Below are 1,098 nucleotides of genomic sequence, written 5' to 3'. Positions count from 1 at the left end.
GCCCGTGCCGCTGCCGACACCTGGCTCCGGCCCGCTGGTGATGCCGGGCTCGGGCCCGCTGCCACTGGGCGGGCTCGGCGTGGAGGGCGACGAGGTGGCCCTTGACGCGATCACCGGCCCGGTCCGCCTGGTCGCGGCGAGCCGCGTCGGCCAGGCGGTCGAGTCCGCGCCGGTCGGCGAGGCCGTGTACACACCGGTGACCGTGCACGGGTCCACGGCCGTCGTCGGCCGGGCCCTGCGGCACGTCGTCATCGAACCGGTGCGCGACCTGCGCGCCGACGACCGCGGCGAGTCGATCATCCTGTCGTTCCAGATGCCGCCCGGGGTGAGCGAGGCCCGGGTGTTCTGGCGCCGCGACCGCCCGCCCACGGGCCCGGACGACCCGCTGGCCGCCAGCGCGCGGGTGACGAACGCCAGCCTGGAGATCAAGGGCGGCTGGCATCTCGCGGCACCCGCCGATGGCTGGGCCTACCACGTCTCGGCCTACCCGGTGTACCGGGTCGGCGAGGTCGCCCGGATCGCGGCGGTCGGCGTCAGCGTGCTGGCCCGCGCCGCCACCCGCGCCGACCCGCCGCCGGTGGGCGTCCCCTCGGCCGTCTCCCCGGGCACCGGCGCCCACGTCATCGGTCGGGCCGCGATGGTTGCCGCCGGAGCCCGCCTCGTGGCCGGGCCGATGGGCGGCCAGGACTCGATCACCGCCCCGCATCCGTTGGGCGGCCCGGCCCATCCACCCAGCGGGTCCTATCCGCTGCCGGTGCCGGTCGGGGCCACCCGGAGCGGCCCGGACGCGACCCTCGCCCGGGCGGGACGCGCCGGGCCCACCCCGGCGACGAATCCGCTGGCTCGCCGCAACTCCGCGCCGACCCCGCTGGTCGCACCGGTGGGTCACCCCGCCGAGGGGCCTGTGGTGCCCGCTGGCCCCCCGGCGGGACCGCCCACAGGGGGACGTCCCTTCGGGGCGGGTCGGGCCCCGGATCGGGGGCCCGGGGATGGGGCGGGGGCCTTTCCCGCGGACGCCGACGCGACGGCGGCTGTCACCGGGCCGCTGGCTGCCGGGGCCGACAGCCGGGGCGCGACCGACGGCGGTGGCCCGGGACG

Annotated in this window: 1 pseudogene; it reads left to right on the top strand. The window is 79.2% G+C overall.

Going from position 1 to position 1,098, the window contains the following annotated elements:
• Positions 1-40 precede the first annotated feature (40 nt).
• A pseudogene (locus tag MXD58_RS25270) lies at positions 41-1,098 on the top strand (zinc ribbon domain-containing protein); the annotation flags it as partial.

The sequence above is a fragment of the Frankia sp. AgKG'84/4 genome, from assembly GCF_023242965.2.
Taxonomy (GTDB): Bacteria; Actinomycetota; Actinomycetes; order Frankiales; family Frankiaceae; genus Frankia.
This window is presented reverse-complemented; position numbering and strand designations above follow the sequence as displayed.